This is a genomic window from Streptomyces recifensis (genome assembly GCF_002154615.1).
Taxonomy (GTDB): domain Bacteria; phylum Actinomycetota; class Actinomycetes; order Streptomycetales; family Streptomycetaceae; genus Streptomyces; species Streptomyces griseoluteus.
The window spans coordinates 22228-28818 of sequence record NZ_MUNH01000156.1; the positions used below are offsets into that span (position 1 = coordinate 22228).

Below are 6591 nucleotides of genomic sequence, written 5' to 3' on the forward strand. Positions count from 1 at the left end.
CCTCAGCGGGCCATCTCCTCCTTGAGCGCCGCCACGAAGGTGTCGACGTCGTCCTCGGTGGTGTCGAAGGCGCACATCCAGCGGACGTCACCGGCCGCCTCGTCCCAGAAGTAGAAGCGGAACCGCTTCTGCAGCCGGACGCTCACGTCGTGCGGGAGCCGGGCGAAGACACCGTTGGCCTGCACCGGGTGCAGGATCTCCACGCCGTGCACCGCCCGGACGCCCTCGGCGAGCCGCTGGGCCATCTCGTTGGCGTGGCGGGCGTTGCGCAGCCAGAGGTCCTTGGCGTACAGGGCCTCCAACTGCACCGACACGAAGCGCATCTTGGACGCGAGCTGCATGGACAGCTTGCGCAGGTGCTTCATGTGCGAGACGGCGTCCTGGTTGATGACGACGACCGCCTCGCCGAACAGGGCGCCGTTCTTCGTCCCGCCCATCGAGAGGATGTCGACGCCGACCGCGTTGGTGAAGGCCCGCATGGGGACGTTCAGGGAGGCGGCGGCGTTGGATATCCGGGAGCCGTCCAGGTGCACCTTCATGCCGTGCGCGTGGGCGTGTTCGCAGATCGCTCGGATCTCGTCGGGCGTGTAGAGGGTGCCCAGCTCGGTGGACTGGGTGATCGAGACGACCTGGGGCATCGCCCGGTGCTCGTCGTCCCAGCCGAACGCCTGCCGGTCGATCAGCTCGGGGGTGAGCTTGCCGTCCGGGGTGGGCACGGTGAGCAGCTTCAGCCCGCCCATCCGCTCGGGCGCGCCGCCCTCGTCCACGTTGATGTGCGCGCTCTCGGCGCAGATCACCGCGCCCCAGCGGTCGGTGACCGCCTGGAGCGCGACGACATTGGCCCCGGTGCCGTTGAACACCGGGAACGCCTCGGCGGTGGCACCGAAGTGGCTGCGGATGATCCGCTGGAGGTTCTCGGTGTACTCGTCCTCGCCGTACGCGACCTGGTGGCCGCCGTTGGCCAGGGCCACGGCGGCGAGCACCTCGGGGTGCGCCCCGGCGTAGTTGTCGCTGGCGAAACCGCGGACCTGCGGGTCGTGGTGGCGACGGGCGTCGGTCCTGGGAGGGTTCACGGCTTCTCGGTCAGCCACAGACGGTTTCCGTTCAGTTCGGCGGCGGGCCTGCCCCAGACGCCCTCGATGGCCTCGGCCAGCTCCTTGACGTCCGTGAAGCCCGCGAACTTCGCGCCTGGACGCTCCGCGCGCATCGCGTCGTGCACCAGCGCCTTCACCACCAGGATGGCAGCCGCGGCCTTCGGACCGTCCTCGCCCCCTGCCTTACGGAAGCCGTCGGCCATGGCCAGCGTCCACGCCTCGGCCGCGGCCTTGGCGGCGGAGTACGCGGCGTTGCCCGCGGTCGGCCTGGCCGCGCCGGCGGCGCTGATCAGCAGGTAGCGGCCGTCCCCGGCGCGCTGGAGGGCGTCGTAGAAGGCCAGCGAGGTGTGCTGGACGGTGCGGACGAGCAGTTTCTCCAGCAGGTCCCAGTCGGCGAGGTCGGTGTCGTCGAACTTGGCGCCGCCGCGCCAGCCGCCGACCAGGTGGACCAGGCCGTCGACGCGGCCGAACTCCTTCTCGATGCCGGAGGCCCACGCACGGGTGGAGTCCAGGTCGAGCAGGTCGACCGTCTCACCGGTGACCGTCGCGCCGCCGTTGGCGTAGCGGGCCGCGTCCACGGCCTCCGCCAGCCGGGCGGGGTCGTTGTCCGCGCCGACCACGGTCGCGCCCGCCTCGGCGAGCCTGATCAGGGTGGCCCGGCCCGCTGGTCCGCCCGCACCGGCGACCGCGATCACCGCGCCCCGAAGAGCCCCGTTCTGCATCGTCTTCCCTTCTCCCACTGCCGTCTCGTCCCGGCGGTCGCTCACGCGGCGATCCGCTCGGCGCCGTCCGCCGTGATGCCCTTGGTCTCGGCGATCACATTCTTCAGCTTCTTGGCCAGCGCCTCGTAGAACATGCTCAGCGGAAACTCGTCCGGGAGCACGTCGTCGACCAGCTTGCGCGGGGGCAGGCCCAGGTCGAGGGCGTCGGGGCCCTTGGCCCACTTGGAGCCCGGGTGCGGGGAGAGGTAGGAGGCGACGAGTTCGTACCCGGCGAACCAGTGGACGAGCTTGGGGCGGTCGATGCCGTCGCGGTAGAGCTGCTCGATGTCGGCGCAGAGCTGGTTGGTGACCCGCGGGGCGCGCTCCCAGTCGATGGCGAGCTTGTTGTCGGTCCAGCGGACCACGTCGTGCTTGTGCAGGTAGGCGAAGAGGAGCTGGCCGCCGAGCCCGTCGTAGTTGCGGACGCGGTCGCCGGTGACCGGGAAGCGGAACATCCGGTCGAAGAGCACCGCGTACTGCACGTCACGGGCCTGCGGGACGCCGTCCGCCTCCAGCTTCACGGCCTCCTTGAAGGCGGTGAGGTCGCAGCGCAGCTCCTCCAGGCCGTACATCCAGAACGGCTGGCGCTGCTTGATCATGAACGGGTCGAACGGCAGGTCGCCGTGGCTGTGGGTGCGGTCGTGGACCATGTCCCAGAGCACGAACGCCTCTTCGCAGCGCTTCTGGTCGTGCACCATCGCGGCGATGTCCTCGGGCAGCTCCAGGCCCAGGATGCCGACGGCGGCGTCGGTGACCCGGCGGAAGCGGGCCGCCTCGCGGTCGCAGAAGATGCCGCCCCAGGAGAAACGTTCCGGCGCCTCGCGGACGGCGATGGTCTCCGGGAAGAGGACGGCGGAGTTGGTGTCGTACCCGGCCGTGAAGTCCTCGAAGGTGATGCCGCAGAACAGCGGGTTGTCGTAACGGGTGCGCTCCAGCTCGGCCAGCCATTCCGGCCAGACCATGCGCAGCACGACCGCCTCCAGATTGCGGTCGGGGTTGCCGTTCTGCGTGTACATCGGGAACACGACCAGGTGCTGGAGACCGTCGGCACGGTTGGCCGCCGGCTGGAAGGCCAGCAGCGAGTCCAGGAAGTCCGGCACCTCGAAGCCGCCCCCGGCCCAGCGACGCAGGTCGGCCACCAGCGCGCGGTGGTACTCCGCGTCGTGCGGGAGCAGCGGGGAGAGCTGCTCCACCGCGTCCACGACCCGGCCCACGGCCGCCTCGGCCTCGACCCGCTCGGGGGCGCCCCCGGCGGTGAAGTCGATCGAGCCGTCCTTCGACTGCCATGGCCGAATCTGCTCCACCGCGGCCTTGAGGACGGGCCACGCCGGGTGCTCGACCACCCTGGTCAGCGAAGGAACCTGTCCCTCCGGACCGGCCTGCACAAGAATTTCCGTCATGTCCCATCCTCCACGGGAGAACCTCGCGTATCGACACCGTATGCATACCCCGTTTTGCCGAACAAGAGGGGGGCCGGGAAATTATTCTGCGCGGCCGCATGGTCACCGCTGTTTTTCCCGCCCCAAACCGTGACCGCGCTCACTTTCACTGCGGGTGGGGAGACGGTCCGGGTGCGTGACCGGGCACCCGGTTTTTGGCCACAGGGCCCCCGGCGCCGCGCCGGGAACTACCCGATCGCCCAGGTGGGGCATCGCCGTTAGGCTGCGAGCCAGGCGTGCGGACGACGACACTCCGTCGGGTCCGCGAAAGCCGATCCGCCGTCGACGGAAGCGAGTTGAACCTTGAACTTCCTTACCATCGGGCACCGTGGGGTCATGGGTGTCGAGCCCGAGAACACGCTCCGTTCCTTCGCCGCCGCCGAGCAGGCCGGGCTGGACCTGATCGAACTCGATCTGCACCTGAGCAAGGACGGTGCGCTGATCGTCATGCACGACGCCGAGGTCGACCGCACCACGGACGGCACCGGGCAGATCGCCGAGAAGACTCTCGCGGAGCTGCGCGCCCTGGACGCGGGCCTCGGCGAACGGGTGCCGGTGTTCGAGGAGGTGCTGGACGCGGTCCGGGCGCCGATCCAGGCCGAGATCAAGGACGCGGCCGCCGCGAAGGCGCTGGCGGAGGTGATGCTCCGGCGCGACCTCGTCTCCCGGGTGGAGGTCATCTCCTTCCACGACGAGGCGCTCGCCGAGATCTCCCGCCTGGTGCCGGGGGTGCGCACCGCGCTGGTGGCCGAGCACTACGGCCCCGAGGTGGCGGACCGCGCTGTCGCGGTCGGCGCGGCGACCCTCTGTCTGGACGTCCGCAGGCTGACTCTGGAGGTCGTGGAGAAGGCCCGCGCGGCGGGCCTGAGGGTCTTCGCCTGGGTGGTGAACACCCAGGACGAGCTGCGGCTGGTGCGCGCCCTCCAGCTGGACGGCGCGACCACCGACCTCCCGGACATCAAGCGCACCGGCCGCTTCACCGCGTAGGCGGCCCGCCGTCACACCAGCGACTTGACCAGCAGCTCGAAGCGCAGGTCGGGGCGGCGCGGGACGCCGAAGCGCTCGTCGCCGTACGGGAACGGGGTCGTCTCGCCCGTACGGCGATAGCCCCGGCGCTCGTACCAGCCGATCAGGTCGTCGCGCACCGAGATCACCGTCATGTGCATCTCGGTGGCGCCCCAGTCGGCCCGCGCCAGCCGCTCCGCCTCCGCCATGACCGCCTTGCCGAGGCCCGCCCCCTGGAGGGTGGGGCTGACCGCGAACATGCCGAAGTAGGCGTGCGTGCCCCGGTGTTCGAGTTGGCAGCAGGCGACGATCCGGCCCTCCCGCTCCACCACGAGCAGCCTGCTGTCGGGCGTCTTGATGACCTGGCGCACGCCCTCGGGGTCGGTGCGCTGCCCGTCCAGGATGTCCGCCTCGGTGGTCCACCCGGCCCGGCTGGCGTCCCCCCGGTACGCCGACTCGACGAGCGCGACGAGGTCGTCCACGTCGGCGTCGGTGGCGTCGCGGAACGTCGGTCCGGTGGGGGTGTCCATGGGGTGTACTCCGATCTGGGGCGCGGCTGAACAGGGACGAGCCTAGTCGGGCGGCTAGGCTCCGCTCGCATGGTGCATGTACTCGGCAGCCGGACCCTCATCCGCCCCACGGACCCCGAGCGTTCCCGCGCCTTCTACGGCGGACAACTGGGGCTCGCCGTATACCGGGAGTTCGGGGAAGGGCCCGAGCGCGGGACCGTCTACTTCCTGGGCGGCGGCTTCCTCGAACTCTCCGGGCGCTCCTCGACGCCCCTCGCGCCGTCGGTGCGGCTCTGGCTTCAGGTGCCGGACGCGGCCGCCGCGCACGACGAGCTGCGGGCCGAGGGTGTGGAGATCGTGCGGGCGCCGGTCCGGGAGCCGTGGGGGCTGATCGAGATGTGGATCGCCGACCCGGACGGCATCCCGATCGTGCTGGTGGAGACCCCGGCGGACCATCCACTGCGGTACCGGCCGGGCATCTGACACGCGGCCTCAGCCGCGCAGGGCGCCCAGCCGGCCCTCCAGTCCGTCGAGCAGACCGGCGAGCAGACCGGACAGCTCGTCCTGGCCGGCGGGGGTCAGTACGGACAACACCGCCTCCTCGTAGGCGAGCTGCTCCGGCAGGATGCCGTCCACCAGGTCGCGTCCGGCGTCGGTGAGGCGGAGGTGGGAGACACGGCGGTCACGGGTGTCGCCGCGCCGCTCGACCAGTCCGCGCTCGGTGAGCTGCCTGACCCGCTTGGTCACGGCCGCGCCGGAGGAGAAGGTCTCCCGCGCCAGCTCCCCCGGCGTCAGCTCGTGCCCGGTGCGGCGGAGAGCGCCGAGCAGGTCGAACTCCGCCCGGCTGAGTCCGGCCCGGCGCAGCGGGGCGTCCTCGGCCTGCTGGAGGAGGGCGGCGCAGCGGTTGATCCGGCCGATGACCTCCATGGGTCCGGTGTCCAGCGCGGGGTGCACGGCACGCCACTGCCGGACGACCGAGGCGACGGTGTCCGTCCTCGGGTGCTGTTTTCCCGTGTCCGTCATGGCCGCGTGTCCTCCGTGGTGCCGTGTCAGTCCTGCTTCAAGGGTGCGACCGCCCGGTGTCGTACCGCCGCCGCGAGCGTACGGTGTCCGGCCTGCTCGGCGAGCGCGAGGCGTTCCGCGGGGAAGGGCCGCTGCCACCACTCCCCCTGCGCGGCGGCGGTGGTGGCACGCAGGTCGGTGAGCGCCATGGCGAGGGCGCGACGGGCGGCCGGCAGGGCGTGGGGCGCCGGGTGGGCCAGCAGGTGCTCGGTGTGCGCGCCGGCGTTCTCGACGGCGGTCAGGGCGTCGTGCACGCGGTCGCCGGCCCGCCGGTTGGTGACCAGCACGGCTGCGGCGAGCCCGGCCAGCGCACCGACCAGCGTGTCCAGCACCCGCTCGGTGATCAGGGTGCCGGGGTCCTGGAGGTGGGTGAACTCGGTGATGAGCAGGGCCATGGGCGTGACACAGACCGTGCCGAGCCAGTAGTTGCGGGCGATGAGCGCTTCCGCCCCGAAGCTGCACGCCAGGCAGCAGAGGACCAGCGTGACGGGGTGGAGGTGGGTCAGCGGGGTGAGCGCGGCGAAGACGAGCACGCCCAGGAGATTGCCCAGGACGCGCTGGACACTCCGGTTCCAGGTGAGGGTGACGTTGGCCTGGTAGAGGGAGGCGGCGGTGACCAGGGCCCAGTAGGGGCGGCCCACGCCGAGGGAGAGGGCCGCCAGACCGGCCAGTGCGCACCCCAGCGCGGTACGGGTGGCTATGGGGGCCAGGTGCTGGAAGG

8 protein-coding genes are annotated in these 6591 nt (G+C 71.5%); 2 read left to right on the plus strand and 6 right to left on the minus strand.

What is annotated here, in order from left to right:
- Positions 1 to 2: 2 nt before the first annotated feature.
- The 3 genes from CCN33_RS10160 to CCN33_RS10170 are packed head-to-tail and all read right to left on the minus strand — an operon-like array spanning position 3 to position 3255.
- Positions 3 to 1073 (minus strand): threonine aldolase family protein, encoded by a 1071-nt coding sequence (locus CCN33_RS10160; protein WP_086693323.1) that lies wholly within the window; start codon positions 1071 to 1073, stop codon positions 3 to 5.
- Complete coding sequence (locus CCN33_RS10165; RefSeq protein ID WP_086693324.1) at positions 1070 to 1816, minus strand: SDR family oxidoreductase; 747 nt, start codon at positions 1814 to 1816, stop codon at positions 1070 to 1072. Before CCN33_RS10165 ends, CCN33_RS10160 begins: the two co-directional genes overlap by 4 nt.
- A 41-nt stretch (positions 1817 to 1857) precedes the next feature.
- On the minus strand, positions 1858 to 3255 hold the full coding sequence (locus CCN33_RS10170) for a DUF6421 family protein (RefSeq protein ID WP_086693325.1): 1398 nt from the start codon (positions 3253 to 3255) through the stop codon (positions 1858 to 1860).
- Positions 3256 to 3597: 342 nt separating this feature from the next.
- Between CCN33_RS10170 and CCN33_RS10175 the strand changes: the two genes are divergently transcribed.
- Complete coding sequence (locus CCN33_RS10175) at positions 3598 to 4281, plus strand: glycerophosphodiester phosphodiesterase (RefSeq protein ID WP_086693326.1); 684 nt, start codon at positions 3598 to 3600, stop codon at positions 4279 to 4281.
- An 11-nt stretch (positions 4282 to 4292) separates the two neighbouring features.
- On the opposite strand, the gene CCN33_RS10180 is transcribed toward CCN33_RS10175, so the two are convergent.
- On the minus strand, positions 4293 to 4829 hold the full coding sequence (locus CCN33_RS10180) for a GNAT family N-acetyltransferase (RefSeq protein WP_086693327.1): 537 nt from the start codon (positions 4827 to 4829) through the stop codon (positions 4293 to 4295).
- Between the two features lie 69 nt (positions 4830 to 4898).
- Here CCN33_RS10180 and CCN33_RS10185 point away from each other — a divergent pair, with 69 nt between their 5' ends.
- Positions 4899 to 5291, plus strand: a complete 393-nt coding sequence (locus tag CCN33_RS10185) for a VOC family protein (RefSeq protein ID WP_086693328.1) — start codon at positions 4899 to 4901, stop codon at positions 5289 to 5291.
- Positions 5292 to 5300: 9 nt separating this feature from the next.
- Here CCN33_RS10185 and CCN33_RS10190 read toward each other — a convergent pair whose 3' ends face one another.
- Both CCN33_RS10190 and CCN33_RS10195 read right to left on the minus strand, forming a co-directional pair.
- Complete coding sequence (locus CCN33_RS10190; RefSeq protein ID WP_086693329.1) at positions 5301 to 5831, minus strand: MarR family winged helix-turn-helix transcriptional regulator; 531 nt, start codon at positions 5829 to 5831, stop codon at positions 5301 to 5303.
- Between the two features lie 26 nt (positions 5832 to 5857).
- Positions 5858 to 6591, minus strand: a 734-nt coding sequence (locus tag CCN33_RS10195; RefSeq protein WP_140394502.1) for an FUSC family protein, incomplete at its 5' end; no start/stop codon positions are given.

Bases quoted from the DNA above. Each gene is read 5' to 3' on its own strand.
- CCN33_RS10165 (WP_086693324.1), bottom strand. From the start codon at position 1,816: ATGCAGAACGGGGCTCTTCGGGGCGCGGTGATCGCGGTCGCCGGTGCG.
- CCN33_RS10180 (WP_086693327.1), bottom strand. From the start codon at position 4,829: ATGGACACCCCCACCGGACCGACGTTCCGCGACGCCACCGACGCCGAC.
- CCN33_RS10170 (WP_086693325.1), bottom strand. From the start codon at position 3,255: ATGACGGAAATTCTTGTGCAGGCCGGTCCGGAGGGACAGGTTCCTTCG.
- CCN33_RS10185 (WP_086693328.1), top strand. From the start codon at position 4,899: ATGGTGCATGTACTCGGCAGCCGGACCCTCATCCGCCCCACGGACCCC.
- CCN33_RS10190 (WP_086693329.1), bottom strand. From the start codon at position 5,831: ATGACGGACACGGGAAAACAGCACCCGAGGACGGACACCGTCGCCTCG.